Origin of the sequence: Murinocardiopsis flavida (assembly GCF_003014485.1) — a bacterium.
GTDB classification, from domain to species: Bacteria; Actinomycetota; Actinomycetes; order Streptosporangiales; family Streptosporangiaceae; genus Murinocardiopsis; species Murinocardiopsis flavida.
This window is the reverse complement of sequence record NZ_PYGA01000011.1, coordinates 115,359-141,269: the sequence shown is the minus strand read 5'-3', so window position 1 is coordinate 141,269 and position 25,911 is coordinate 115,359. Positions and strand designations below refer to the sequence as shown.

The following is a 25,911-nucleotide window of genomic DNA, read 5'->3' as shown; positions in this document are numbered from 1 at the left end:
GGGCCCGCCCGGGGACTCAGCGGGGCAGGTCGGCCGGGCCGAACGCCTGCGGCAGCACCCGGTCCAGGGTCATGACCCCTTCGGTGGTGTCGACGAGCAGCTCGCCGCCGCCGTGCTCGAACAGGAGCTGACGGCAGCGCCCGCACGGCATCAGCCGCGCACCCGCCCCGTTGCAGCAGGTGAACGCGACGATCCGGCCGCCGCCGCTGGTGTGCAGCGCCGAGATGAGGCCGCACTCGGCGCACAGCCCCAGGCCGTAGGACGCGTTCTCGACGTTGCAGCCGGTCACCACCCGCCCGTCGGCGACCAGCGCCGCCGCACCCACCGGGAACCCGGAGTAGGGCGCGTAGGCGCTGACCATCGCCTCGGCCGCGGCGGCGCGCAGGCCATCCCAGTCGATCGGGCCGTTGTGGTCCATGGGTTCCTCTCCCGCGCGGATGCCGGATCCCGCCCCGGCCGCTGTGCTCGCCCCTGAATCTGCGCTGTCCCCTGAATCGGTCTGCGTCACGAACTCCCCTTGCGCCATTGCCGTCCGACGGCCGCTGGTGCGCGCAGCCGTTGCGCGGCCAGCGACAGTACCAGGAGCGTCGCGATGTGCGGGCTGTAGGTCACCAGTTGGCTCGGCAGCGTGTCGGTGGTCAGGAACACCGCGAGCAGCGCGACGGCGGCGACGGCCGCCGCCAGCGCCGTCTTCCACCGCCGGTGCCGGAACCACTGCCAGAGCGCGGCCGCCACCAGCGCCAACGCGATCAGCAGCAGCAGGGAGTGGACGCCGGCCCCCGAACCGCGCACCTGCACCGCGTCCGTGTAGCCGAACAGGCCCGCGCCCATGGCGAGCCCGCCCGGGCGCCAGTTGCCGAAGATCATCGCCGCGAGGCCGATGTAGCCGCGACCGCCGGTCTGGCCCTGCTGGTACACCGAGGACGCCACCATCGCGAGGAACACCCCGCCGAGGCCCGCGAACCCGCCCGAGACGAGCACGGCCACGTACTTGTAGCCGTAGACGCGCACCCCCAGCGACTCCGCGGCGTCGGGGTTCTCGCCGCAGCTCCGCAGCCGCAGCCCGAACGTGCTCCGCCACAGCACCAGGTACGTGGCGGGGATGAGCAGCAGCGCGATCAGGGTGACGACCGACATGTCGGTGGTCAGGCCCACGACGAGCCGGGCGAGGTCGGACACCAGGAACCACCCGCCGGCCTGCACGGGACGCAGCAGGTCCGCGATGAACGGCACGCTGACCTCGGGGAACTCCGGCAGTTGCGGTGACTGCGACGCCCCACCGCGGGACCCGTCGACCTCGGCGCCCACGAAGTACAGCAGGGACAGGTACCGGGTGGCGCCCAGCGCGAGGATGTTGATGGCGACACCGGACACGATGTGGTCGACGCCGAAGGTCACCGTCGCCACGGCGTGGATCAGGCCGCCGAACACCCCGCCGAGGATGCCCGCCGCGAGCCCCGCCCACGGGTTGCCGGTGGCGTAGGCCGCGAACGCGCCGAACCACGTCCCGAAGATCATCATGCCTTCGAGGCCGATGTTGATGATCCCGGCCCGCTCGGCCCACAACCCGCCCAGCCCCGCCATGCCGATGGGCACGGCGAACACCAGCATCGTGCGGATGGTCCCCGCCTCGGTCAGCGAGTCCTGCCCGGTGAACGCCCGGACCCCCGCCAGCGCCACGAACGCGGCGAGGACGAGGCTGACCACCCGCCACCGGTTGCTCGGGCGCCGCGCGGGCGCGCTCGCCGGGGCCGCAGCCCCGGTCATCGTCTGGCTCATGCCGACACCCCCGCCCGGCCCAGCTCCGCCCCGACGAGCTGCTGCTCGTAGCGGCGGCCCCACCGGTGCACGACCTCGTACACGACGACGACGGTCAGCACGATCGTGGCCTGTGTGACCACCGCGATCTCCTTGGGGATGGGCGGATCCTGGAAGTCCAGGATCTGCGAGGACTGGTTCAGGAACGCCCAGAACAGCGCCGCGAGCGCGATCCCGACCGGGTGGTTGCGGCCCAGCAGGGCGATGCCGATGCCGATGAACCCGAGCCCGGCGGGGAAGTCCTGCGCATAGTGGTGCGAGTAGCCGAGCAGCTGCGGCACGCCCACCAGCCCGGCCACCCCGCCCGAGATGACCATCGACCAGACGACCATCTTCTTGACGTTGACGCCGCTGGCGAGCGCGGCCGTCGCGGACATCCCGGTGGCGCGCAGGTCGAACCCGAACCGGGTGCGGTTCAGCAGCACCCAGTAGCCCACGCCGACGGCGATGGCGAGGAACACCAGCCCGTAGATCTCGGTGTTGGCGCCCATGAAGCCGGTGGGGATGCCCGGCACCTGGCCGGACTCCGGGATGGGCTTGGTGCCGATGTTGTTGGTGCCCAGTTCGACGGCGAGCCGGTCGGTGTGCAGCAGGTACGCGGTGATCCCGGTGGCGATCGAGTTCAGCATGATCGTGGAGATGACCTCGGACACGCCGCGCGTCACCTTCAGGTACCCGGCGATCCCCGCCCACATGCCGCCGACCGCGACCGCCACCACGATCACCACGACCTGGTGGACGACGGGCGGCAGCACCCACTGCCCGCCGACGGCGGCGGCGAGCAGCGCCGCCAGCCGGTACTGGCCGTCGACGCCGATGTTGAACAGCTTCATCTTGAAGCCGATGGCGACGGCGACGGCCGACAGGTAGAACGTCGTCCCATCGTTGAGGACCTTGACGAGGCTGTCCGGCTGGACACCGTAGCCCAGCATCTGGCTGAAGGTGAACAGCGCGTCCACCCCGGTCGCGGTCAGCAGTACCGCCGTCACCAGCAGGGACAGCACCACGGCCGCGGCGACGGCGACCATCGCCAGCGCGAGCGTCGCCGGGATCCTGCGGTGGACCAGCGGGCCGACAGCGCCGCCGGCCAGCGCGCCGATCCCGTAGGCGACGGCCTCGATCAGCCACAGGTCCAGCACAGCGGCGGTGAGCAGCCCGGCGATGAGCCCGGACGCGAGCGCGGAGGCGGTGACGACCACGCGCATCCCCGCGGGCTCCGCGGGCCGCCCGCTGGGCAGCAGCCACAGCGACGCGATGAACGCCGCGGCCGCGCCGATGAGGAGCGCGGCCCACGCGAGCAGCGCGAAGTCGAGGAGGACCGTGACGGCGGCGGCGAGCAGCGCCGGGGCGGCGACCCCGTACGGGCCGCGGAGGAACCCGGTTGCGGTGTTGGTCATGCTGGGTCCTCGTCGTCGGGTCGCTGCGTGCCGGTATCCGGGGTGCCGGGGGTGTCCGGGGCGGCTGGATCGGGTCGGTCCGACCGGTCCGGTTGGTCGGACCGGTCGGGCTGGTCGGACTGATCCGCCCCCTCGCCGGTTCCCTCCTCGACGCTTTCCACGGTGCCTTCCCCGGTGCCCTCGTCGAGACCGGCGCCTGTCATGGCCGAACCGAGCCGCTCCGGGGTGACCGTCGCCGGGTCGGCCTCCGCGACGAGCCTGCCGCGCAGGATCACGTGCAGGGAGTCGGACATCCCGATGAGCTCGTCCAGGTCGGCGGAGACCAGCAGCACGGCGAGCCCCTGCGCGCGCGCCCGGCGGAGGTGCTCCCAGATGGCGGCCTGCGCCCCGACGTCCACGCCGCGCGTGGGATGCGCGGCCACCAGCACCCGGGGCTCGCCGCTCATCTCCCGGCCGACGATCAGTTTCTGCTGGTTACCGCCGCTCAGCGCGTCGGCGAGCACGTCGACACCGGGGGTCCGCACGTCGTAGGCGTCCACGATGCGCCGGGTGTCGGCCTTCGCCGCCGCGGCGTCGATCCACACCCCGTTGGCGGAAGGGCGCCGGGTCTGGTGGCCCAGCACCCGGTTCTCCCACAGGGGGGACTCCAGGAGGATGCCGTGGCGGTGCCGGTCCTCGGGGACGTAGCCCACACCGGCCTCGCGGATGCGGCGGGTCTCCCACGCCGTGATGTCGACGCCGCCCAGGGTCAGGGAGCCGCGGGCGGCGGGCCGCATGCCCATGATCGCCTCGATCAGCTCCGACTGGCCGTTGCCCTCGACACCGGCGATTCCGACGATCTCGCCGCGCCGGATCGACAGGCTGAGGTCGTCGACCGCGGCGCGCCCGTCGGCCGACTCGACGCGCAACCCCTCGACGCGCAGCATGACCTCGTCGGTGACCGTCGACTCGCTGAGCTCCGGTACCGGCAGCTCCCCGCCGACCATCAGGGTGGCGAGTTCGCGGGCGGTCACATCGGCCGGCGCCACCGTGTCGACGGTCGTCCCGCGCCGGATCACGGTGATGGTGTCGGCGACCCCCAGCACCTCGTCCAGCTTGTGCGAGATGAAGATGACGGTGAGCCCCTCGCGCTTGAGTTCGCGCAGGTTCCCGAACAGCTCCTCGACCTCCTGCGGGACGAGGACCGCCGTCGGCTCGTCCAGGATGACGATGTTCGCCCCCCGGTAGAGGACCTTCAGGATCTCCACCCGCTGGCGGTCGCCGACCCCCAACTCCTCCATCAGCCGGTCCGGATCCACGCCCAACCCGTACTGCTCGGACAGCGCTCGGATGCGCTTGCGCGCCGCCGCGCCGATGCCGTGCTCGCGCTCCGCGCCCAGCACGACGTTCTCCAGGACGGTCAGATTGTCGGCCAGCATGAAGTGCTGGTGCACCATGCCGATGCCGTGCCCGATGGCAGCGGCGGGGGAGTTCAGGTCGACCCGGGCGCCGTTGACGGCGATCGTGCCCTCATCGGGCCGGTGCATCCCGTACAGGGTCTTCATGAGGGTCGACTTGCCCGCACCGTTCTCGCCGACGATCGCGTGCACGGTACCGGCAGCGACCTCGATGTCGATGTCGTGGTTGGCAACGACCCCGGGGAACCGCTTGGTGATACCGCGCAGCTCGACCGCGGGAGGTGCCGCCCCGCGCCCGGTCTGAGTGCCGCTCATCGCACTCCCTTGTGGAATGGGGGCGGCCGTGGATCGCACAGCGCGCCGCCGAGGGTGGAGGACGGTGCGCCGGCCCGGTAGGTGCCCCGCGGAAGAATGAACACGACCCGCGGGACCACGGCACGGTACGGCACACCGGTGCCGCCCCAGGGCACGCTCCCTGGGACGGCGTGGTCGACGACCGGTTCCGTGCGCGGCCGGGCCCGCCTCGCGGCGGCCCGCCCGCGCACGGGCGAAGCCTACTTCTCGGGCTTCGTGGGGACCTTGATGTCCCCGTCGATGATCTTCTGCTGGAGCTCGTCCAGTTCCTTCTCGACGTCGCCGATCTCGTCCTTGTTGGACTTGGTGTAGCTGACACCGCCGCTGGCGAGGTCGAAGCGCTGGATCCCGGCCTGCGCCTTGCCGTCCTGCACCGACTTGACGAACTCGAACACCGCCTTGTCGACGTCCTTGACGGCGGAGGTGAGCACGTACTTCTTCCGGTCCTCCGGGGCGGACTCGTACTGGTCGCTGTCGACCCCGATGAACAGCTTCTCCTGGTCGGCGGCCGCCTCGAGGATGCCGTTCCCGGACGCGCCGGCCGCGTGGTAGATCACGTCGGCGCCCTTGTCGTACTGGCCGAGCGCGACCTCCTTGCCGCGCGCCGGGTCCTGGAAGCCCTTCATGTCCGGCGGCTGGGAGAGGTAGGTGTTCTCGATCTTGATCTTGGGGTCGATCTCCTCGACACCGGCGATGAAGCCCGCCTCGAACTTCTGGATCAGCGGGGTGTTCACACCGCCGATGAAGCCGACGTGGTCCTCCTCGGTCTTCAGGGCGGCGGACGCCCCGGCGAGGAACGACGCCTGCTCCTCCGCGAAGACCAGGCTGGTGATGTTGTCGGCGCCCTCGATCTCGGAGTCGACGACCGCGAAGTTGACGTCGGGGTAGTCCTTCGCGACCTCCTTCATCGGCTCGGCGTAGGCGTAGCCGACCCCGATGACGACGCCGTAGCCCTCCTCGGCCATGAGCTTGAGGCGTTCGACCTTGTCGGCGTCCGATTCGCCCTCGGAGGGCTCCAGGTCCTTGGCGTCGGTGACGCCGAGTTCCTTCTTGACGCGCTCCAGTCCGCGGTAGGCGGAGTCGTTGAACGACTTGTCGCCGCGCCCGCCGATGTCGTAGGCGAGGCCGACGCGGAGCTCGGAGTCCTCTCCGCCGCCCTTCTTCCCGTCGTCTCCGCTGGGGTTGTCACAGGCCGTCATGCTCAGACCCAGGACCCCCGTTGCCGCGACGGCGGCGAACCGGGTCAGGATCGTGCGGTTGCGCTTCATTGCTGTCTCCCGTTCGACACCCTCGGCGGTCCTCCCACGGACTGGTTGTGCGATTCATACATCGCAGACATTTCGCCGGGTCATTCAGCCGGACGATATCCCGTTCGGCAAATGTCACCCATCCATAACCGGCGGTTGTTATGAAGGCGAGAGCGGAGTGCAACGGACGTTACCAAGTCGCGGGTCGACGCGTGTCATCGCCGTTGCCGACCGTAGCCGCGCGGCACCCGACCATGGCAACTGTTGCCAAAACGCGGAGCGCCCGGAGCACTGGAACGTGCACCGGGAAGGACGAGGTGGAGGGGGTGCGGCGGAGCGCCGGAGGGTGCGGTGGGGAGGACCGGTGGAGGGGGTGCGTTCGGGAGGGCGCGGCGGATTACCGGAGGGTGCGGCGGGGAGCGGTGGAGGGGGTGCGTTCGGGAGGGCGCGGCGGATTACCGGAAGGCGGGGAGGGGCGCGGCGGACGGCGTCCGAAGGCCCCGCCGCGAAACCGGACCGCGACCCGTGCCGCCGCCGGTCACCCGTCGTTCAGCCGCTGAGGAACTCCACCGCCGCGCGCTTGAACGCCTGCGCCGAGACCGCCGTGCGGTGGTCGCGCCCCGGCAGCCGCACCACCTCAGACCCGGCGCCACCGGCGCCACCGGCGGCGAGGTCCTCGACCCCGTCGGCGAGGCCGTCGCCCTCGGCGGCGACGAACAGCAGCGGCGCCGTCGGCACACCGGCCGCCGCGTCGAAGGGGTGCGCGGCCTGCCCCTTCGCGCACGCGCGCAGCGCCTCAATGTCGTTGCCCGGCAGCTGTGCGGCGAACGCGATCGCCGCGACGAACGCGTCCGGGTCGTCCTCCGTCAGCGGGCGCGGGCCGAACCCGCCCAGCACCGCCCTGCGTACCCGCTCCGGGTGCCGCACCGCCAGCTCCCACGTGAGCCGGGCGCCCATCGAGTAGCCGACGACGTCGACCTGCGCCGCGTCCACGGCGTCGAGCACCGCCACAAGGTCGCCCACCAGGGCCTCGGGAGCGTACGACGCCGGGTCGTGCGGTTTCGCGCTCGCCCCGTGCCCGCGGACGTCCACCCCGATGATCCGGTCGGCGGCCGCGCGCAGCGCCCACGGCCAGCCCGGCGCCTCCCAGTTCATCGCGTAGTTGGAACCGAAGCCGTGCACGAGCAGCACAGGGCGATCACCGGAGCCGGCCGTGACCGTGAACGACAGCGCGCCGTCGCGCTCGATGGTCTGCGGCATCCTCGGTCTCCTCGCGGTGGGTGCGGTGCGGTGCGTGCGGTGGGTGCGGTGCGGTGCGGTGCGGTGCGTGCGGTGGGTGGTGGTGCGGTGGGTTCGGGCGGGCGGGTGGCTGGTGCGGTGCGTGCTGCGGTGGCCGGGCCCTGCGCGAGCCCGGTCGGGGCGCCGAGCCTGAACCGCGGTGCCCGTGCCGCGGACTACCCCTCCTACCCCTCGTCGGGCGGCCGCAGCCGGACGCGCCGCTGCGGCTTCGCGTCGTCCACCGGAACGGTACCCACGATCCCGGCGGCGGGGGCGCCCGCGACCTCGAATGTGACGAGGTCCGCACCGACGGCCAGCACCGCGCCCTCCTCGGCGTGCAGCGCGGCGACCGTCCCTGCGTGCGGCGAGGGGATCTCCACCGCCGATTTGGTGGTCTCGACCTCCACCAGTGGCTGGTTGCGCACCACCTGCTCGCCGGGCGCGACCAGCCAGGTGAGGACCGTCGCCTCGACCAGGCCCTCGCCGAGGTCCGGCAGGGTGAAGGTCGTGGTGTTCGAGGGCTGCTGCGGCCCCGTGTTCGGCTGGTTCATGCGTGCTGAGACTCCGATGTGTGCGGTGGTCGGTGGTGGTAGGCGGTGGTCGAGGAGTGGTCGGCGGTGCTGGCAGTGCGGTTCCGGCAGTGCGGCGCCGTGGTGCGGTGCCCCGCTCACACGGCCGGTTCAGGCCCGCTGGAACTCCAGGGTCCGCTGGACCGCGAACAGGATCCGGTCGACCGACGGCAGGTACTGCCGCTCCAGTGGACCAGCGGGATACGGCACGTCGTAGCCTGCGACACGCTCGACCGGCGCCGCGAGGGAACTGAACGCGTGCTCGCCCACCAGCGCCGCCACCTCTCCGCCCAGCCCTGCCGTCAACGGCGCCTCGTGGACGACCACGGCGCGGCGGGTCCGCCGCACCGACTCCGCCAGGGTGGCGGTGTCGATGGGCTTGAGCCAGCGCAGGTCCAGGACCTCCAGGTGGACGCCGTCCTCCGCGGCCAGCTCCGCGACCTGCAAGCAGCGGTGCACCATCGACCCCCACGCGATGAGCGTGGCGTGGCGGCCCGGCCGTACGACGCGGGCGGTGCCGATGGGGTCGGCCGGCTCGGTGGCACCGATGGGGGCCCGGTCCCAGTAGCGGGCCTTCGGCTCCATGAAGACCACGGGGTCGTCGGCGCGCACGGATTGCAGCAGCAGGCGGTACGCCTCTCCCGGGTCGGCGGGCACGACCACCTTCAACCCCGGGACGTGCGCGAACAGCGCCTCCAGGCTCTCACCGTGGTGCTCAGGGGCCTGGATGCCGCCGAAGCTGGGCAGCCGCAGGGTGATCGGCATCGGGGCGGCGCCGCGCGTCCGGTAGTGCATCCGCGCCATCTGGTTCACGATCTGGTCGACGGCCGGATACGCGAACCCGTCGAACTGGAGTTCCGGGACGGGCCGCCAACCGTTCATGGCGAGCCCCACCGCGACGCCGACGATCGCGGACTCCGCGAGCGGGGTGTCGAACACGCGGTGGTCGCCGAAGCGCCGCTGGAGGCCGTCGGTCACCCGGAACACGCCGCCGAGCGGCCCCACGTCCTCGCCGAACACCAGGGTCGTGTCGTCCTCCTCCAGCGCGCGTGCCAGCGCGAGGTTGATCGCCTGCTGCATCGACACGGGCGTCGGCGGCGCGGCCGGCCCCTCGCGCCGCTCTTCGGGGTCCGGGCGGAGTGCGAGCTCCGTCATCACAGGGCCTCCTGTTCCCAAGCGCGCCGCTGGCGGGCCAGCTCTTCGGTGGGTTCGCGGTAGACATGCTCGAACATGTCCGAGGGGGCGGGTTCGGGGGCGGCGCTCACCGCGTCGCGGATCCGTTCGGCCTCGGCGCGGGCCCGGTCCTCAACGGACGCGAAGAACGCGTCATCGGCCAGCCCGGCGGTCCGCATCGCCGCGCCCAACCGGTCGATCGGATCCTGGTCGCGCCACTGCCGCTCCTCGGCGGGGTCGCGGTAGCGTCCCGTGTCGTCGGAGGTGGAGTGCGGCGCCGCGCGGTAGGTGAACGCCTCCACGATGCTCGGGCCGCCGCCCCCGCGCGCCCGTTGCAGCGCCTCGGCCGTCGCCTCGTACACGGCCTCGACGTCGTTGCCGTCGACCCGCACACCGGGCATCCCGTACCCGGCGGCGCGCGCCGCGACCGACCCGCCCGCCACCTGCCGGTCGAGCGGCACCGACAGCGCCCACTGGTTGTTCTGGCAGAGGAACACCACGGGCGCGCCGAACACGCCGGCGAAGTTCATCGACTCGTGGACGTCGCCCTCCGAGCTGGCGCCGTCGCCGAAGTACGCGAGGGCGCACCCCCCGCTGCCGCGCAGCCGCTCGCCGATCGCCCAGCCCACAGCATGCGGTACGGGGCCGCCCACGACGGCGTTCACCGACCCGAACCGGGAGGCGATCGGGTCGTAGGTGCCGCCGTGCCACAGGGCGCGGTGGCTGGCCATGTAGCCCACCATGTCCACGCCGAGGGTGAGGGCCGCCGCCATCTCCCGGTAGGTGGGGAACGCGAAGTCGCGCTCGCGGTCGAGAGCGGCGGCGCTGCCCACCTGGGCGGCCTCCTGCCCGCGCAGCGACACGTAGGCGGGGAACACCCCCTGGCGCTGCAAGGCGACCGCTTCGTCGTCGAGCAGGCGGGCGGTGCGCATCAGCTCGTAGAACCGGTGTGCGGGCAATGTTGGAGCGTCGGGTGCGGGCGGCGCCCCGGGTACCGATCGAGGCTGGGACATTCGGCGACCCCCTTGGACCGTCCCGCTGTGTGACCGGCGGGGACGCGGATGGTGTGTGCACGATTCTCGACTCGCGATCGACACCAGCGCTAGATCCAGGTGAAAAGTCGATACAGATGTGTTCCATGTAGCCGATTCGGTCCGCTTTCGTCCAGAATAACGTGAGTGGGGGCGGTGCAAACGACACACTGTGCCGAGGCCGGGCGCTCGGGACACCATCGCCCGCCGCGCGTCTCCGGACGATGCGCGGCGGGCGATGGTGCTGGGGGACGGGGGACTGGGGGACTGGAAGAAGGGATGGGGGCGGGTGCTGTCGGAGGGGATGGGTGTTGGGGGATCTGGGGATCGGTGGTGGGGGACTGGGGGACTGGGAAGTTCGACGTCGTCGCGGCGGTCCGGACTACAGGTCCGCGAACGGGTCGGGCGGCATCGCCTCGCGCCCCAGAAGCTCGGCGTCGGCGGCGTTGATGACGGGCACGTATTCGTCGTCGACCTCGAACTGGCGCCCGCCCAGCTCGAATACCGGCGTGAGATTGGTGTCGACCGGGCCAATGCGCACGCCGCGCGGGAAGACGTGCCAGATCGCCTTCAATCGGGTACGCGACATGATCCCGGTGGAGACGACGGTGACGGATGCTTCGGTGACCACCACGAAGAAGAACGCGGTCTCGTTCCACGACGCGGGGAACATGTAGGAGATCTGGGCGCCCGCGGGAAGGAAGCCCCTGATGCGTTCACGCACGGATGAAGGAACCGGCATGCTGACTCCTCATCGGCGGCCGGCGGATCCGGCCTGCGACGATCCTAAGCCGCACACCCGGGCGCGGTATAGACGCCTGTATGAAATGAACCGAAGGGAACCGCAATGACGCACGCGGCTTTCCGCCAGGCCCTTGAATCTCACCGGCCGCATATGACTGTCTTGAGGTGCACGCGTGACACCAGGGGCACGCGTGGGCGAAGCGCGCACCCGCAGGGCACGGATCTGCACCCGGCGGGCGCGCGACGGCACGACCAGTAGTGACGGCCGGTGGCGATGAGCAGTAGCGACGAGTGGCAGTGATGCGGATCTGCCACGCGGAGCCGCGACCGACGGACAACCCCGACGCGGTGTGAAAGGCGAGCTGGAGCGCATGGGCAGTGAAGACCATCGGCGGGCGGGCCGCGGACCCGACTCCACCGACCGGGCGATCATCAACGCCCTCACCGACGACGCCCGAACCGGGGTCACCGAGATCGCCGCAATGGCGAACGTGTCCCGGGCGACGGCCTACAACCGCATCAAGCGCCTAACCGACGACGGCGTCATCCGCGGCTACTCGGTGGTCGCCGACCACGCCCGGATGGGCCTCGGCGTCACCGCCCTCATCCTCATCTCCGGCAGCCAGCCCGACTGGCGCGCCAACCGCGAGATCCTGTCGTCCTTCCCCGAGGTCGAGTACTGCTGGTACGTGGTCGGCTCCGCCGACATCGTGCTCCTCGCCCGCGTCGCAGACACCGACCAGCTCCGCGACCTCATCCTCACCCGCCTCCAGGCCCTCCCCGGCGTCACCGCCACCCAGACCCTCACCGTCATCGACGAGGTAGTCCACCGCCCCGTAGTCAAGATCCCCGAATAGGTTCAGCCAGCCGTAAGGAGCGCGAATTCCGCGAGTATGATTCCCATCACCCATCGATTGTGCGATCATCGCACACATGGATGAGCAGCTGAGTTGGGCCATCGTCGGTGAGCGTGTCCGGCGGAGCAGGGCCGCCGCGGGCCTGTCCCAGCAGCAGCTTGCCGAGCTTGGTGGCCTGGAACGGAGCATGATCTCCAAGCTGGAGAGCGGTGACCGCCGGATCGACGCAATCGAGCTCACCCGGCTCGCCCAAGCGCTCGACGTTCCCCTCAACCATTTCCTGCACCAGGCCCCCGAAGTGGTGTCCCGCCGTGCAACGGCTGTCCTCGACATCGGCGACGTCGGCGAGACACAGGTCGACCGCGATGCCTACCGCACGGAGGTACTGCTCGCGGAGTGGCTCCGCGACGTCCGACAACTCACCGAATCAGGACACCTCACCCTCCAACCCATGCTGCGCTACCCACGAAAGGTCACCGGCTCCGCCGACGCGCATGCAGCGGCGCACTGGCTCCGGGACCGCTTGGGAATCGGGCGGAATCCAGTCGAATCCGTCGCCGACGCATGTGAAATGGCCGGCCAGTCCATCGCAGTCATACGGATCCCATCCGACGGCGCGGCACTCGTCGACGGCGATACCGCAGTTGCGGTCGTCGACCTCGCCCAGCAACCCGGCAGGCGGCGCTCCACCGCCGCGCACGAACTCGGCCACATGGTTCTCGGCGACGAGTTCTCCACGGACTTGGGGGTGCATGCCTCCCGGGACACGCGGGAGGCCGTTGTCGAGGAGTTCGCCGCGGAGTTCCTATTGCCGCACGCTGTCACACGCGGCATCGCCGACCAGACTGCGGAAGAGGGGAAACGGGAGGCCCTCATACGCCTGTCTGCGATCTACCGTGTCTCCTGGAGTCTCACACTGCACCAGGCGAAGAACGCGCGGGTGATTGACACCACCCAAGCCCGGAGGTTGAAAACACGGGTACCGACATTCGCGGAGTTCCAGGACGCGTTGGGTTGGAGGCCGCAGCCGGACCTGGACTCGGTGCGGGTACCCCCCCGATACGCCTCCGCCGTGATGCAGGCGTTCAAGGCGCACCATGTCACGGCAACCCGCGCAGTGGAGATGCTGCGGGGCCAGATCTCAACCGGTGACCTGAGCGATGACTAGCGGCGGATCGCCCTCATCCGACCGCCTCATCTTCGACGCCTCGCCTCTGCTGCACGCGGCCCGAGCCGATCGTCTCGACGTCCTCGGCAGCCTGGTCGACGGCAGGGAATGCGTGACCACCCAAGCGGTCATGGACGAGATCCGCAGGAACAGCCAAGAGGCGCACACTGCCGTCGCCGAGGAAAAGTGGGTGACCGTCGTTCCGTCGGACTCCTTGCCGTTCCTGGTGGAGTTCTCGAAGTGGGCACAGCGCATGGGGCTGAAAGACGACCACAACATCGGGGAGGCCACCCTGTGCGCCTACGCGTCGCTCCACGGCGGGACCGTCGTCATGGACGACAGGGACGCGCGCAGGGTCGCTCGGCAGTACGGCGTGCGGTTGCAGGGCACACTCGGCCTGCTGGCCGAATCATGCAGCCGCGGGCACTGCACCAAAACGGGCGCTTCGGCATTGGTCGACGCGCTCTCCGCCTCCGGAATGAGGTTGCCGTTCACCCGCGGTGAATTCGTCTCCTGGTGTGAGCAGAAAGGGCTGCTTCCCTGACCTTCAATCGGGCCGCGGTGAGACGGCAACCGAGCGCGGTCACGCCCGCACCGCGAAAACCGGGCGCCAGCCAGAAAGCGGGGGGTGGAGAACAAGCAGGCATGCTTGTTTTCGGGGGGCCGTGGTGGGACGCTCTGGCGCATGGGCACCAGACCGCTGCGCGTCGGCAACGCCTCCGGCTTCTACGGCGACCGGTTCAGCGCCGTCCGGGAGATGCTCACCGACGGGCCGCTCGACGTCCTCACCGGCGACTACCTCGCCGAACTCACCATGCTCATCCTCGGCCGCGACCGGTTGAAGGACCACCGGCTCGGCTACGCCCGTACTTTCCTCGCGCAGATGGAGGAGTGCCTCGGCGTCGCACTGGAACGCGGCGTCGCCATCGTCACCAACGCCGGCGGGCTCAACCCCGCGGGGCTCGCCGACGAACTGCGCGCCCTCGCCGACCGGCTCGGCCTGCACGCGCGCGTGGCCCACGTCGAAGGCGGCGAACTGCGCCACCGCGCCGCGGAACTCGGCCTCGGCACCCCAGTCGCCGCGAACGCCTACCTCGGCGCTTTCGGCATCGCGGAATGCCTGCGCGCCGGCGCCGACATCGTCGTCACCGGGCGGGTCACCGACGCGTCACTCGCCGTCGGACCCGCGATCGCCCACCACGGGTGGGGCCGCGGCGACCTCGACCCGCTCGCCGGGGCCACCGTCGCCGGGCACATCATCGAATGCGGCGCGCAGGCCACGGGCGGCAACTACCCGTTCTTCACCGAACTCCAGGACGACGGCCGCGACCTCACCCGCCCCGGCTTCCCCCTCGCCGAGATCCACGCCGACGGCTCATCCGTCATCACCAAGCACGACGGCACCGGCGGCGCCGTCACCACCGGGACCGTCACCGCCCAACTCGTCTACGAGATCGCCGGGGCCCGCTACCCCGGGCCCGACGTCACCGCGCGCCTCGACACCGTCCGCCTGGCGCAGGAAGGACCCGACCGGGTGCGCGTCAGCGGCGTCAAAGGCGAAGAGCCCCCGCCCGACGCCAAGGTCATCGCCAACACCATGACCGGATACGCCAACGACGTCCCCCTCGTCGTCACCGGCCTCGACACCGAAGCGAAAGCGCGGCTCGCCGAACACCAGATCCGCGCCGCACTCGCCGGGAGCGGACCCGCCGACCTGCGATTCGAACTGGGCGAGCGGCCCGTCATCGACGCGTTCACCCAGCAGGCCGCCGGAACCCCGCTGATCGTCCGTGGCCGCGACCCCGACCCCCGCGCCGTCGGCCGCACCTTCACCGCCGCGGTCATCGGCACCGTTCTGTCCGGGTACCCCGGCTGCTACGCGGCCGCGCCACCGGGCGACGCCCGCCCCGACGGGCTCGCCATCGAAGCGGCGTCCATCCCCGCCGCCGACGTCCCCCACACCGCCGTCCTCCCCGACGGCACCCGCACCCCCATCGACCCGGCCCCCCGCACCCGCACACTCCTTCCCGTCGCAACCCCCGCACTGCCGAGCCCCCCGCAGCGGGGACGGTTCCGCAGAGTTCCCATCGGCACCCTCTTCGGCGCCCGCAGCGGCGACAAAGGCGGCGACGCCAACGTCGGGATCTGGGCGCGCGCCGACGACGCCTGGCGCTGGCTCGCCACCGAACTCACCGTCGAACGGCTCGGCGGGCTCCTCCCCGAAACCGCGGCACTGCCCGTCACCCGGCACCTGCTGCCCAACCTGCGCGCCGTGAACTTCGTCGTCGAAGGGCTGCTGGGCGGCGGCGCCGCATCCGGCCACCGCCCCGACGCGCAAGCGAAGGGCCTCGCCGAATGGCTCCGCGGACGCTACATCGACGTCCCCGAGGTGCTGTTGCCGTGACAGTCCTCACCACAGCGGCCGACACCGGATCAGCGGCGTTCACCGCCAACGCCGACGCCATGCGCGACGCCCTCGCCGGAATCGACGCCGAGCACGCCAAAGCCCTCGCGGGCGGCGGCCCCGCGTACGTGGATCGGCACCGGGCGCGCGGCAAACTCCTCGCACGCGAACGCATCGAACTGCTCCTCGACCCCGACTCCCCGTTCCTGGAACTGTCCCCGCTCGCCGCGTGGGGCTCCGACTACCCCGTGGGCGCCGGCGTCGTCACCGGGGTGGGCGCCGTCGAAGGCGTCGAATGCGTGATCGTCGCCAACGACCCCACCGTGCGCGGCGGCGCGTCCAACCCGTGGACCGCGAAGAAGACCCTCCGCGCCATGGAGATCGCCGAGCAGAACCGGCTGCCGCTGATCAACCTCGTCGAGTCCGGCGGCGCCGACCTGCCCAGCCAGAGCGAGATCTTCATCCCCGGCGGGCGCCTGTTCCGCGACCTCACCCGGCTCTCCGCCGCCGGGATCCCCACGCTCGCGCTGGTGTTCGGCAACTCCACTGCGGGCGGCGCCTACGTCCCCGGCATGTGCGACCACGCGGTCATGGTGCGCGGACGCTCCAAAGTGTTCCTCGGCGGGCCGCCGCTCGTACGGATGGCGACCGGGGAGACCAGCGACGACGAATCCCTCGGCGGCGCCGAAATGCACGCCCGGACCTCCGGCCTCGCCGACCACCTCGCCGCCGACGAGTACGACGCCGTCCGGATCGGCCGCCGCATCGTCGCGCGGCTCAACCACACCAAGACCGGGCCGGGCCCGCAGGCGCCGGCGGCAGACCCGCTCCACGACCCCGGTGAACTGCTCGGCATCGTCCCCGCCGACCTCAAGACCCCCTTCGACCCGCGCGAAGTCATCGCCCGGGTCGTAGACGGGTCCGAGTTCGACGAGTTCAAACCCGACTACGGCGCCGGGCTGACCACCGGGTGGGCGCGCCTGCACGGCTACCCGGTGGGGATCCTCGCCAACGCCCACGGGGTCCTGTTCAGCGCGGAGTCGCAGAAGGCCGCCCAGTTCATCCAGCTCGCCAACAGTTCGCACACACCGCTGGTGTTCCTGCACAACACGACCGGCTACATGGTGGGCCGCGAATTCGAACAGGGCGGCATCATCAAACACGGCGCGATGATGATCAACGCGGTGTCCAACAGCACCGTCCCCCACCTGTCCGTGCTCATCGGCGCCTCCTACGGCGCCGGGCACTACGGGATGTGCGGGCGCGCCTACGACCCCCGGTTCCTGTTCGCGTGGCCGAGCGCACGCTCCGCCGTCATGGGGCCGGCCCAGCTCGCAGGGGTCCTGTCCATCGTCGCCAGGGAGTCGGCCGCCGCGAAAGGGCGCGAGTACGGCGAAGAGCAGGACGCGGCGATGCGCGCCATGGTCGAGCAGCAGATCGAGGCGGAGTCCATGCCGATGTTCCTGTCGGGGCGCGTCTACGACGACGGCGTCATCGACCCGCGCGACACCCGCACCGTCCTCGGGATGTGCCTGTCCGCCGTGCACAGCGCCCCGGTGCGGGGCACCGACGGCTTCGGCGTGTTCCGGATGTGAGGGGGAGCGTGATGGGGGCGGTGGTGGGTTCGGAGGCAGCGGTACCGGACGGCTGGTGGTGAGGGCGGTGGCGGGTCTGGACTCAGTGGAACCGGGAGTGGGGTGGGAGCCGGGGCCGGAGCCGGTGGTCGACACGGTGGACGGTTCCGTGCTCGGGTCGGCGCACCGGGACCTGCTGCACCGGCTGCACCGGCGGCACTGGCGGGTCGCGACGTGAGAGGCGGAGGCACAGGCGCGATGATCTCCACACTGATGGTCGCCAACCGGGGCGAGATCGCCCGGCGGATCTTCGCGACCTGCCGCAGGCTCGGCATCGCCACCGTCGCGGTGTGCACGCCCGAGGAGACCGGTGAACCGCATGCCGCGGCAGCCGACAGCGTCGTCGTCCTGCCCGGGACCACACTCGACTCGACCTACCTCGACTCCGCGGCGCTCATCGACGCCGCGCGCGCATCCGGCGCCGACGCCGTCCACCCCGGGTACGGGTTCCTGTCCGAAGACCCCGGGTTCGCGGCCGACGTGATCGCCGCGGGCCTGACCTGGGTCGGGCCGCCGCCCGACGCGATCGCCGCCATGGGCGACAAGGGTGCGGCGAAGCGGCTGATGGGCGACGCTGGGGTGCCCGTGCTGAGTGGCGTCGATCCCGGCTCCGTCACGGCCGCCGACCTGCCCGTGCTCGTCAAGGCGGCGAAGGGCGGTGGCGGGCGCGGTATGCGGGTGGTCCGCGACCTGGCGGAACTGCCCGAGGCGGTGGCGTCGGCGCGCACCGAGGCCGCCGCGGCGTTCGGCGACCCGGAGGTGTTCTGCGAGCCCTACCTCGACCCCGCGCGGCACATCGAGGTGCAGGTGCTCGCCGACGCGCACGGCACGGTGTGGGCCCTGGGCGAACGCGACTGCTCCGTCCAGCGGAGGCACCAGAAGATCATCGAGGAGACCCCCGCGCCGGGGATCGGCACGGGCCTGCGCACGGACCTGCGGCGGGCCGCCGTGGACGCGGCACGGGCCTGCGGTTATGTCGGCGCAGGGACCGTGGAGTTCATCGTCGCGGCGGGTGCGGGTGCGGGTGTGGGTGCGGGTGCGGGTGCGGGTGTGAGGGCGAGTTCGGGGACGGGCGCAGGATCAGGTGCAGCGGCAGATTCAGAGGCAGGTGCAGCGGCAGCGGCAGAGACAGAGCCGGGTACTGAGGCGGGCGCGAGGGTCGGCGGGGACGGACACGAGGTAGAGGGCCACGCGGACGAGGGACGCGAGGGAGCGGGACGCGCGGACAGCGGGACCGAAGGGGAGCGCGCCGCCAGGGTTTCCGGAGCTGCGGCAGGGCATGACGACGGTGGGCCCGCAGGGGGACCCCTTGCTTTAAGCAAAGCCGCTCGCGACCTTTCCCCGCCGCCACAGGACCCTTACCTGTGGACGGGCGCATCATCCGCAACGGGGCGGTTCGCTTTCCTGGAGATGAACACGCGCCTCCAGGTCGAGCATCCGGTGACCGAGTGCGTCACAGGTCTCGACCTGGTCGAGTGGCAGCTCCGGATCGCCGAGGGTGAGCCGCTCGTGGGTGGGCCGCCGGAGCCGCGCGGGCACGCGATCGAGGCGCGGGTGTACGCCGAGGACCCCCGCCGCGGGTGGGAGCCGCAGCCGGGCACGGTCCACCGGTTCGAGGTCGGCGGGGCCGTGGAGTTCGCGGCCCCGGTCGGCGGCGGGATCCGGGTGGACAGCGGAGTCGTCGGCGGTTCGCGGGTCGGTGTGCGCTACGACGCCATGCTCGCCAAGGTCGTCGCGTGGGCGCCGAACCGCGCCGACGCGCTCCGCAGGCTGGCAGCGGCGCTGAGCGGCGCCCGCATCCACGGTCCGGTCACCGACCGCGACCTGGTGGTCAACGTGCTGCGCCACCCCGAGTTCGGCAGGGGAGCCGTGCACACCGGCTTCCTCGCCGCGCATCCCGACCTCGCGGAACCCCGCGCCGACGACGTGGTGCGGCGGCTGTCCGCGCTCGCCGCGGCCCTCGCCGACGCGGCGCACCACCGGTCGGCCGCGCAGGTGCTGGGTTCGCTGCCCGCGGGGTGGCGCAACCTCCCGTCGCAGCCGCATCTGCGCCGCCACCTCGACGCCGCAAGGACAACGCGCCCCGACCACGACCCCGGCGACGTGATCGAGGTCGGGTACCGCCACAGCCGCCCCGGGATCGTTGCGGTGGGGGTCGACGGAGTCGCGGTCGTGGCCGTCGCGCCCGACCAGGTGACCCTGGACGTCGGCGGGGTGCGCCGGGTGTTCGACGTGGCCCGCTACGACGGGTTGGTCTGCGTCGACTCGCCGCTCGGGGCGGTGGCGCTGGTCCCCCTCAGCAGGTTCCCCGAACCCACCGCGGCGACGGACCCGGGGCGGCTGGTCGCGCGGCTGCCGGGGACGGTCCGACGTGTCGCGGCAAGCGACGGCGACCGCGTGGGCGCGGGACAGCTGCTTCTCACAGTGGAGGCGATGAAGATGGAGCACGAGCTGGCCGCACCGTTCGCCGGAACCGTGGCGGGCGTCCGGGTGCGCCCCGGCGACCAGGTCGGCACGGGCGACGTCCTCGCGGAGGTGGTCCCCGATGCGGAAGTGGTCCCCGACGCGGAAGCGGCGACTCGTGGCGATGCGGTCGGCGGAACCGGCGGGGGAGCGCACACGGCGGCCGGGGCGGATACCGGCCCTGATCCCGATTCTGTCTCCGCACCCGGGTCCGACCTCGATTCGGACGCCGCGAAAGCACCGACCCAGGACCGACCGGCCGCCCCTGCGGAGAGGACGACCACATGAGTTTCGTCGAATCGGACGAGCGGCAGGCGCTGCGCGCGGCCGTCAGCTCCCTCGCGGCCCGATACGGCCCCGCGTATTACCGGGAGAAGGCCCGCTCCGGCAAGTACCTGAGCGAGCTGTGGACCGAGGCGGGCGAGCTCGGGTACCTCGGGGTGAACCTGCCGGAGGAGTACGGCGGTGGCGGCGGCGGGATCGGCGATCTCGCCGCCGTCCTGGAGGAGTTGAGCGCCGCCGGCTGCCCCACGCTGATGGCGGTGGTCTCGCCGGCGATCTGCGGGACGGTGCTCTCCCGGTTCGGGACGCCTGAGCAGCAGCGCCGCTGGCTGCCGGGCATCGCCTCCGGACGGCAGATCTTCGCCTTCGCCATCACCGAGCCCGACGCCGGTTCCAACGCGCACAACATCACGACCACCGCGCGCCCCGACGGCGACGGCTGGGTGCTCAGCGGGCGCAAGACCTTCATCTCGGGTGTTGATGTCGCTGACGCCGTGCTCGTCGTGGCGCGCACCGAGGACGCCGGCAGCGGACGGCTGCGGCCCGCGCTGTTCGTCGTCCCCACCGGCACCCCGGGGTTCGAGGCGCAGCGGATCCCGATGGACCTGGTCAGCCCGGACCACCAGTTCGGGTTGTTCTTCGACGACGTGCGGCTGCCGTCCGACAGCCTCGTCGGCGAACCGGAGTCGGGCATGCTGCAACTGTTCGCCGGGCTGAACCCCGAGCGCATCATGGCCGCGGCGCTGAGCTCCGGATCGGCCCGGTTCGCCCTCGATCGAGCCGTCGAGTACGCGGGCCAGCGCGAGGTGTGGGGGGTGCCGATCGGCGCCCACCAGGGGTTGGCGCACCCGCTCGCGCAGATCAAGGTCGAGGTGGAACTGGCCCGGCTGATGACAGGGAAGGCGGCGTTCCTGTACGACTCCGCTGACGCGGCGACCGTGCGGGCGGCGTCGGTCGACGCGGGTGAAGCCGCGAACATGGCGAAGTACGCGGCCGCGGAGGCGAACGTCCGGGCGGTGGACCAGGCCGTCCAGACGCTCGGCGGCAATGGGTTCGCTTCGGAGTTCGGGCTGGGGGCGGCCATCGTGACCGCGCGCCTCGGCCGTATCGCGCCCGTCAGCCGGGAGATGGTGCTGAACTTCGTCGCGCAGCATTCACTCGGCCTGCCGAAGTCCTACTGACGGGCGGGGCGGGGCGCGGGGACGCGGGGGCGCGGGCCTGGGGGACGGGGAGCAATGCAAAGGAGCCGACAGAAACGGGCCGGGGAAAGGAGCCGGGGAGGGTGTCGATGGAACCGCGCCAGGAGCGTAGCCGTGCCACACGGCGGCGGCTGCTCGACGCCGCGATCCTGTGCCTCGCGGAGGTCGGCTGGTCCGGCAGCACAGTGGCGTTGGTCGCCGCGCGGGCGGGTGTGTCGCGGGGGGCGGCACAGCACCACTTCCGCACCAGGGAGGACCTGTTCGTCGCCGCGCTACGGCACGCGGGTGCCGCGAGGGTCGGTGAGATGCGGCGGCACGCCGCAGGGCTGCCAACGGGCCGTGAACGTACCGAGGCTGTCGTGGCCATGCTGGTCGACGCCTACACGGGCGCGGAGTTCGCGGCCGGTGTCCAGTTGTGGGCCGCGGCGGCGAACGCCCCGGCGCTGCGCGCGCAAGTGCTCCCGCTGGAGGAGGACGTCGGCCGCCAGGCACACCGGGCGGCGGTGGAACTGCTGGGCGTGGACGAGGGCGCGCCCGGCGTCCGCGAATCCGTTCAAGCGTGCCTGGACTTGGCGCGCGGCCTGGGCCTTGCGGGTCTGCTCACCGATGATGGGCCCCGGCGTGAGCGCGTGGTGCGCCAGTGGGCCGTGATGCTCGACGCGGCGGTCGGCGCCGCCCGCTCCCCTGTTCGCTGAGAGCGAACACGCTCCTCCGGGTCGGCGGCCGGGCTCGTCCGGGGCGGTGAACATGCTCTTCCGGATCGGCGGACGGGCGGCGCGGCGCGGCGCGCCAACCGTCACTCCTTAGCCGTCACTCCTCCACGGGGTCCAACGCGGGGACCTTCACGGCCGGCTGCTGCCCGCCGCGCTGGCCCTGCTTCGCCGACGGTGTCCGGTATACCTCGACGCTCATCTGCTTCTTCCTGTTCAGGGAGATGACAGCGGACGAACCGGGGCACTCGTCCTCGTCGCCTTCGGCACTGGTGAAGTAGCGGCGTTCGCCCTGCTGGACGACTGCCTCGCGGATCTCGAAGTCGTAGGAGCAGCTGTCGTCGCCGTCGTCGCTGAGGTCCGCGGTGCGCTCGCCCTGGTCGACGTCGAGCGTGTAGATCCGCCCGGCGACGGCGCCCTCCCACTCGCCGGAGAAGTCCTCGGTGAATTTCGGGACCGCGGCGCCGGTGTGCTCGGCGGCCTTCTGCCGGTCGACTGTCGGGGGCGCCGATTTCGACGGGGTGGGAGAGGCGTCGGCGTCCGGGCCGCCGGGGCCGCCCTGCCGGCCGATGGCGTAGGCAGCGAGTCCGGTCAGGATGAGGATGAGGACGACTGCGATCCCGCCGACCACCAGGGCGGCGGAGCGCTTGCGCGGGGCAGGCGCCCCGGGCGGCGCCGAGCCGTTGGCTCCAGGGCCGTTCGGACCCGACGCGTGCTGACCGGTGAGCGCGGTCGCGTTCAGGGTGGGGTCGGTGTTGGAGCCGGAGCCGGAGCCGGAGCCGGGAACGGGGCCAGGGCCGGGACCCGGTGGCCCGTGCGGCGAGGCGCCCGCGACCGTCGGCGCGTCGGCGGCACTCGCGGCCGCGGTGGTCCCCGTACCCGCGGTGGTGCCCGCGGCCGCGGTGGCTCCCGCGACCGCCGCTGCCCCGGCCGTTCCCGCCCCCGCGGATTCGCGCAGGACGGCGGTCACCGCGTCGTGCCCGGCGGGGCGCTCCTTGCGGCCGAGCAGCCCCATGAGCAGGTCGACCGATGACGGGCGCGCGGCGGGGTCCTTGGCCAGGGCGGCGATGACCGGTCCGCGCAGCGGCTCCGGTACCCCGCTCACATCGGGCTCGACGCTGAGGACCTGGTGCAGGATCGTGGGGATCGACGGGCCCTGGAACGGGGAGACCCCGGTGGCGGCGAAGGCCATCACCGCGCCCCACGCGAACACGTCCGCCGCAGGGGACAGCGACCGGCCCTCGATCTGTTCGGGGGCCATGAACGCCGGTGTGCCGATCGAGGAGTTCGTCAGGGTGCCCACACCCCGGGTGTCCTGGGCGATCCCGAAGTCGATGACCCGGGCACCGCCCGGGCCCAGCAGCACGTTCGCGGGCTTGAGGTCGCGGTGCACGATCCCCGCCTCGTGGATCGCCACCAGCGCGTTGGCGATGGCGACCGCCAGCCGGTTCAGGTCGCCGGGGGCGAGGGGCCCTTCGCTCTCCACCCGCTGCTTCAGCGACGGGCCTTCGACGAACTCGCTGACGATGTAGGGCGGGTGGGCGTCGAAGTCGGCGGCCAGCACCGCTGCCGTGCAGAACGACGCCACCTGGCGTGCCGCGTCGGCCTCGCGGACGAAGCGCTGCCGCATGGCGGGGGAGTCCACGGCCTGGCCGTTGAGGGTCTTGATCGCCACCCGGTCGCCGTCGGGGCCCTCGCCCATGTAGACCGTGCCCTGGCCGCCCTCGCCCAGGCGGCCCAGGACGGTGTACCGGCCGAGCGCCGCCGGGTCGGAGTCGTGTAGGGGATCGGCTTCGTTCATCGGCTTGGCCCTTCCACGGGGGATCGGAGAACGGTGCTGCGACACCCTTCGCTGCTGAACGCTACCCAACCGGGTCGGGCGCCCCGGACCTGGGCGGGTCGCGGACTTGGCCGGGCCGTGGCCCTGGGGTGGTGTCGTGTTCCTTCAATACACCGGAGCCGGTGGGCGCCACTCTGGTACGGAAAGTCGGATGTGCGATCGATCGGAGGTGCGGACGTGCGGTTCGCGTTGGTGAGCATGGAGTCCCCTGCGTCTCGGAGGAGTATCCGGGAGGACAGGGAGCGCCACCGCAAGCGTATCGAGGGGTGGATGCGCGACCAGGCCGAGGCGGGGACGCTGGTCGGCGGGGAGGCGTTCGAGACGGAGTCGGTGGGGCCCGTCACGGTCCGCTCGGACGCGGCGGGCCGGACGACCGTCACTGAGGGGCCGTTCGCCCCGGGGGAGGAGACGCTCGGCGGGTTCGTCCTTGTCGAGGTCGCCGACCGCGCCGAGGCGATCCGCGCGGCGGAGTCGTGGCCCACGGGCGAGACCATCGAGGTCAGGCCGATCTGGGAGGGGTAGCGCCGCGGACCTGGCGACCTGCCGGGCGGTGAACCGCGGACTCGGTGACCTGTCGAGGGGTGCGCCGAGCGCCGCCCCCCACACGTGGGGGGCGGCGCGTTTGTGCCGTCGGCGTGCCGCCGCGGCTGCGCGGACCGGCCCCTGCGGCAGGAGCGTGGGCCCTCCGGCTACGTGCCGCGGCCGCGGGCGGACCGGCCCTGATCGGCCGACGCCCGCCGCGCCCGGGAGTGACTACTTCGCGTCGGACGATCCCTCGTCGGCGTCGGCGAACGTGAACACGTCGCCCTTGACCCCGTTGAGGTAGGAGTACGAGCCGATGCTGACGACGCCCTCGCGCTCGTCGGTCTTCCAGCTGTCGTCGGCGCGGCCCCACTCGCAGGTGGTCTGCTTATCGCCGTCCGGGTCGATCACGTGCACAGGGTCCATGTCGCAGCGCACGGTCTCGGAGTCCACCTCCAGCCGGAGCTCGTCCTCCACGATGTCGCGGACGACTTGGCGCCCCTTCGGCTTCAGCTTGTAGGAGCTGACGAACCTGCCCCCCTTGATGGCCACGTCCCACTCGGCCGGTGTGTCCATGTAGGTCACCGTGCAGGTGATCGTCGAGTTCCTGGTGCGGTCGACCTCGGGGCACTCGGCCGTGGACTCCGGGTCGAAGCTGCGTGCGAACCGGTTGGTGTCCGCGAGGACCCGCCATTCGATCTTCTCCCCGAACGGGGCGTCCCTGCCCGGTTCCTCGGGCAGGTCGGACTCCGGCATCTGCTGCGTCTTCTCGGGGATGGCGCCCGACCGAAGCCGGTCGAGGTCGGGGCCGCCGCAGGCGGCGAGGGGGAGTACGGCGACGAGGGTCAGCGCCGCACGCAATGAGGTGGTCCGGTTCAGGGGACTCATGGTCTTCCTCTTTCCACACGGGCCCGCGCCGCACGCAGGGGGAGGGCCCGCTCAATGTTCGGACTGTTCGTCCTTGATTGTGCCGGTGAATTCACCTGTCGCGGCCCAAAACCGGACGGGCCCGGCGGATGGGACGGCCCACGACGGCCCGGTATGCGGCGGTCCGGTACGGGGCGGCGAGGGAGGGGACGGGACGGGTGCTGCGGCGATACTGGGGAGACGCACGGCTCCGGCCCATCGGCCCGGCGAGGGAGGCGCGTCCCATGGCGATCGCGGCGCTTGTCCTGTTCGTTGTGTTCCTGCTGCTGTCAGGGCTGGTCCGCGGCTGGATCCAGGCACGGCGGACCGGCGACCACGGGGATCGGCGCGCCGCCGCCCGGCAGAACCCGGTGCAGCGGCGGATCGACGCTGTGGCGGCGGTGGGCGCCCTCGGCGTCGGTGTGGTCGCACCAGTGGCCGCGGCGACGGGCCTGGACGCGCCCGGGTTCGCCTACCGCCCGCTCGTCCAGGCGTGCGGACTCGCCGTCGCGGTCATCGGGATCGCAGGGACCTTCGCCGCCCAGTCGGCGATGGGCGCGTCGTGGCGGGCTGGTGTCGACCCGGCGGAGCGCACCGAACTCGTCACGTCGGGGCTGTTCACGATCGTGCGCAACCCCGTCATCACCGGGGTCTTCGTCTTCTGCGCCGGTCTCGCGCTCATGACCGCGAACGTGGTCGGCGCCGTCGCGTTCGCCGCGGTGCTCGCCGCCAACCAGGCGCTCATCCGCTTGGTGGAGGAGCCGCACCTGTTGCGGGTGCACGGGGCGGCGTACCGGGCGTACGCGGCGCGGACCGGGCGGTTCGTGCCCGATGTCGGCCGGCTCCGCCGGTGAGTGCGCGGGTGCGGCATGACGAGGCCGGCCAGGCGTCGCCTGGCCGGCCGGGTGGACGTCGTGC

At 72.0% G+C, this 25,911-nt stretch carries 22 protein-coding genes and 1 pseudogene; 11 read left to right on the top strand and 12 right to left on the bottom strand.

Annotated elements, in window-relative coordinates; genetic code table 11:
* Positions 1–16: 16 nt before the first annotated feature.
* The 10 genes from CLV63_RS16470 to CLV63_RS16420 form a co-directional block, all read right to left on the bottom strand.
* Positions 17–418, bottom strand: a complete 402-nt coding sequence (locus CLV63_RS16470) for a cytidine deaminase (RefSeq protein WP_211301337.1) — start codon at positions 416–418, stop codon at positions 17–19.
* A gap of 86 nt (positions 419–504) precedes the next feature.
* Positions 505–1,779, bottom strand: a complete 1,275-nt coding sequence (locus CLV63_RS16465; RefSeq protein WP_106583915.1) for an ABC transporter permease — start codon at positions 1,777–1,779, stop codon at positions 505–507.
* Complete coding sequence (locus CLV63_RS16460; RefSeq protein WP_106583914.1) at positions 1,776–3,215, bottom strand: ABC transporter permease; 1,440 nt, start codon at positions 3,213–3,215, stop codon at positions 1,776–1,778. Before CLV63_RS16460 ends, CLV63_RS16465 begins: the two co-directional genes overlap by 4 nt.
* Positions 3,212–4,927 (bottom strand): ABC transporter ATP-binding protein, encoded by a 1,716-nt coding sequence (locus tag CLV63_RS16455; RefSeq protein ID WP_106583913.1) that lies wholly within the window; start codon positions 4,925–4,927, stop codon positions 3,212–3,214. Before CLV63_RS16455 ends, CLV63_RS16460 begins: the two co-directional genes overlap by 4 nt.
* 239 nt (positions 4,928–5,166) lie before the next feature.
* Positions 5,167–6,234, bottom strand: coding sequence for a BMP family lipoprotein (locus tag CLV63_RS16450; RefSeq protein WP_106583912.1), 1,068 nt, complete (start codon positions 6,232–6,234; stop codon positions 5,167–5,169).
* Between the two features lie 528 nt (positions 6,235–6,762).
* Positions 6,763–7,473 (bottom strand): alpha/beta fold hydrolase, encoded by a 711-nt coding sequence (locus CLV63_RS16445; protein ID WP_106583911.1) that lies wholly within the window; start codon positions 7,471–7,473, stop codon positions 6,763–6,765.
* A gap of 203 nt (positions 7,474–7,676) precedes the next feature.
* Positions 7,677–8,042 carry a biotin/lipoyl-containing protein gene (locus CLV63_RS16435; RefSeq protein WP_106583910.1) on the bottom strand — a complete coding sequence of 122 codons (366 nt, stop codon included), beginning with the start codon at positions 8,040–8,042 and terminating at the stop codon, positions 7,677–7,679.
* 129 nt (positions 8,043–8,171) lie between these two features.
* Positions 8,172–9,215, bottom strand: coding sequence for an alpha-ketoacid dehydrogenase subunit beta (locus CLV63_RS16430; protein ID WP_106583909.1), 1,044 nt, complete (start codon positions 9,213–9,215; stop codon positions 8,172–8,174).
* Positions 9,215–10,165 (bottom strand): thiamine pyrophosphate-dependent dehydrogenase E1 component subunit alpha, encoded by a 951-nt coding sequence (locus tag CLV63_RS16425; RefSeq protein ID WP_245928873.1) that lies wholly within the window; start codon positions 10,163–10,165, stop codon positions 9,215–9,217. The genes CLV63_RS16430 and CLV63_RS16425 overlap by 1 nt, the downstream gene beginning before the upstream one ends.
* A 481-nt stretch (positions 10,166–10,646) precedes the next feature.
* Positions 10,647–11,006 (bottom strand): hypothetical protein, encoded by a 360-nt coding sequence (locus CLV63_RS16420; protein WP_106583907.1) that lies wholly within the window; start codon positions 11,004–11,006, stop codon positions 10,647–10,649.
* A 373-nt stretch (positions 11,007–11,379) separates the two neighbouring features.
* On the opposite strand from CLV63_RS16420, the gene CLV63_RS16415 reads away from it, so the two are divergent.
* From CLV63_RS16415 to CLV63_RS16380, 9 genes and pseudogenes are all read left to right on the top strand, one after another.
* A complete protein-coding gene (locus CLV63_RS16415; protein ID WP_106584025.1) occupies positions 11,380–11,865 on the top strand; it encodes an Lrp/AsnC family transcriptional regulator in 486 nt (161 codons plus the stop codon).
* A 76-nt stretch (positions 11,866–11,941) separates the two neighbouring features.
* On the top strand, positions 11,942–13,033 hold the full coding sequence (locus CLV63_RS16410) for a helix-turn-helix domain-containing protein (protein WP_106583906.1): 1,092 nt from the start codon (positions 11,942–11,944) through the stop codon (positions 13,031–13,033).
* On the top strand, positions 13,026–13,577 hold the full coding sequence (locus tag CLV63_RS16405) for a hypothetical protein (protein ID WP_106583905.1): 552 nt from the start codon (positions 13,026–13,028) through the stop codon (positions 13,575–13,577). Before CLV63_RS16410 ends, CLV63_RS16405 begins: the two co-directional genes overlap by 8 nt.
* Positions 13,578–13,718: 141 nt before the next feature.
* Positions 13,719–15,437, top strand: coding sequence for an acyclic terpene utilization AtuA family protein (locus CLV63_RS16400; protein WP_106583904.1), 1,719 nt, complete (start codon positions 13,719–13,721; stop codon positions 15,435–15,437).
* Positions 15,434–17,032 (top strand): acyl-CoA carboxylase subunit beta, encoded by a 1,599-nt coding sequence (locus CLV63_RS16395; RefSeq protein ID WP_394339785.1) that lies wholly within the window; start codon positions 15,434–15,436, stop codon positions 17,030–17,032. The genes CLV63_RS16400 and CLV63_RS16395 overlap by 4 nt, the downstream gene beginning before the upstream one ends.
* 237 nt (positions 17,033–17,269) lie before the next feature.
* Positions 17,270–18,568: pseudogene (locus CLV63_RS35250) on the top strand (ATP-binding protein); the annotation flags it as partial.
* Positions 18,569–18,580: 12 nt separating this feature from the next.
* Positions 18,581–19,822 (top strand): biotin/lipoyl-containing protein, encoded by a 1,242-nt coding sequence (locus CLV63_RS35245; protein WP_394339786.1) that lies wholly within the window; start codon positions 18,581–18,583, stop codon positions 19,820–19,822.
* Positions 19,819–20,997: an acyl-CoA dehydrogenase family protein gene (locus CLV63_RS16385; protein WP_106583901.1), complete on the top strand. Its 1,179-nt coding sequence runs from the start codon at positions 19,819–19,821 to the stop codon at positions 20,995–20,997. The genes CLV63_RS35245 and CLV63_RS16385 overlap by 4 nt, the downstream gene beginning before the upstream one ends.
* A gap of 107 nt (positions 20,998–21,104) precedes the next feature.
* Entirely contained in the window at positions 21,105–21,710 is a 606-nt protein-coding gene (locus CLV63_RS16380) for a TetR/AcrR family transcriptional regulator (RefSeq protein ID WP_106584023.1), read from the top strand.
* A 115-nt stretch (positions 21,711–21,825) separates the two neighbouring features.
* Here CLV63_RS16380 and CLV63_RS16375 read toward each other — a convergent pair whose 3' ends face one another.
* A complete protein-coding gene (locus tag CLV63_RS16375) occupies positions 21,826–23,526 on the bottom strand; it encodes a serine/threonine-protein kinase (RefSeq protein ID WP_106583900.1) in 1,701 nt (566 codons plus the stop codon).
* 33 nt (positions 23,527–23,559) lie between these two features.
* On the opposite strand from CLV63_RS16375, the gene CLV63_RS35240 reads away from it, so the two are divergent.
* Positions 23,560–24,087 carry a YciI family protein gene (locus CLV63_RS35240; RefSeq protein ID WP_394339784.1) on the top strand — a complete coding sequence of 176 codons (528 nt, stop codon included), beginning with the start codon at positions 23,560–23,562 and terminating at the stop codon, positions 24,085–24,087.
* A gap of 231 nt (positions 24,088–24,318) precedes the next feature.
* On the opposite strand, the gene CLV63_RS16365 is transcribed toward CLV63_RS35240, so the two are convergent.
* The gene (locus CLV63_RS16365; RefSeq protein WP_106583898.1) at positions 24,319–24,975 is read right to left on the bottom strand and encodes a hypothetical protein; all 657 of its coding nucleotides are present in this window, start codon (positions 24,973–24,975) and stop codon (positions 24,319–24,321) included.
* A 263-nt stretch (positions 24,976–25,238) separates the two neighbouring features.
* On the opposite strand from CLV63_RS16365, the gene CLV63_RS16360 reads away from it, so the two are divergent.
* Positions 25,239–25,847 (top strand): methyltransferase family protein, encoded by a 609-nt coding sequence (locus CLV63_RS16360; protein ID WP_106583897.1) that lies wholly within the window; start codon positions 25,239–25,241, stop codon positions 25,845–25,847.
* Positions 25,848–25,911: the final 64 nt, after the last annotated feature.